Consider the following 1,250-nt stretch of genomic DNA (forward strand, 5'->3'; position numbering starts at 1 on the left):
TTTGAAAGGCTTAACGATTAATTAACAAAATGTTCATCGTGCTTAGGTGACGATCTTTTTAACAAATCTTGTAAATAAGCGATTGATTAGTGTAATTTTGATCTACAATAAGTGCGGTTAAATTTTAAAATATTTTTAAGGAGAGAATATGCAAGAATTAATTAAAAATGTATTGTCGTTAGATATTGCTCTCAATCAAGCGATTGTTAAAAAACTTGAAGAAGGGCGGTGGGCAGGTTTTTTAAATCATCAACAAGTCGCACAGCTTTGTCGGGATTTTGATCATAAACCTTTGGCGTTGGCAATGCATTTGCTTCCCATTGCGGCTTGTTACAGCCATGCGGGAATTTCCCATTTTAATGTTGGTGCGGTGGCAATAGGCGAACAGGGTGATTTTTACTTTGGCGCGAATCAGGAGTTTGCCGATACGGCGATTCAGCAAACTATTCATGCGGAACAAAGTGCCATTAGTCATGCGTGGTTGCGTGGTGAAACAAGGATTACCGATATGGTCGTCAACTATACCCCCTGCGGTCATTGCCGACAATTTATGAATGAGCTGCACGGTGCGGAACGTTTAAATATTCATTTACCCCATAGTTTAAATAATCCTTTGCAGAATTATTTGCCGGATTCTTTTGGGCCGAAAGATTTAAATATCGCGACACATCTATTAGCAAAAGAAGATCATCATTTGGCTGCTAATTATGCCGATAAATTGATTAATCAAGCGATTTTAGCTGCGAATCAATCTCATTGCCCTTATTCCGAAAGCCCTCACGGTATTGCGATATTATTTAAAAATGGTGAGGCGATTAGCGGGCAATATGCAGAAAATGCGGCGTTTAATCCAAGTTTGCCTGCTTTACAAACCGCCTTGAATTTTGCTTATCTCAATAATAAAAAACTAGAGGATATTCAGCGTATCGTGATGGCTGAGCGGGCCGTAAATTTGAGCTATAAAAGCATGGCTGAACAGCTTTTACGGGCCTTAAATTTACCTGAATTGGAATATGTGGGCGTATAGCAAAATAGGTAGAGCGATCTACCCGTCTTATTTGTCTTCCGTTTGAAAACGTTGAGCAATTTCTTGAAAAAGCATTTGTATTTGTTCGGCACGGTGTCCTAGTACTCGAAGCATAATTCCTCCTTGGTTTAAGAGTGAGGCGCCAACCAGCATGTTTTCTTCTTCAGCAATTCGTGTGTGAACAGATTGTAAAATAGCTTTCAATTCAACCGCACTTTTGCCT

Annotated in this window: 1 protein-coding gene and 1 pseudogene; one reads left to right on the forward strand and one right to left on the reverse strand. The window is 39.4% G+C overall.

Annotation, left to right across the window (positions count from 1 at the left end):
• Window positions 1-148 precede the first annotated feature (148 nt).
• Window positions 149-1,027 carry a cytidine deaminase gene (gene cdd / locus BKL51_RS11445; RefSeq protein WP_077466778.1) on the forward strand — a complete coding sequence of 293 codons (879 nt, stop codon included), beginning with the start codon at window positions 149-151 and terminating at the stop codon, window positions 1,025-1,027.
• A 27-nt stretch (window positions 1,028-1,054) separates the two neighbouring features.
• Here the strand turns inward: cdd and BKL51_RS11450 are convergent.
• A pseudogene (locus BKL51_RS11450) lies at window positions 1,055-1,250 on the reverse strand (urease accessory protein UreD); the annotation flags it as partial.

The sequence above is a fragment of the Rodentibacter sp. Ppn85 genome (genome assembly GCF_001999335.1).
Taxonomy (GTDB): domain Bacteria; phylum Pseudomonadota; class Gammaproteobacteria; order Enterobacterales; family Pasteurellaceae; genus Rodentibacter.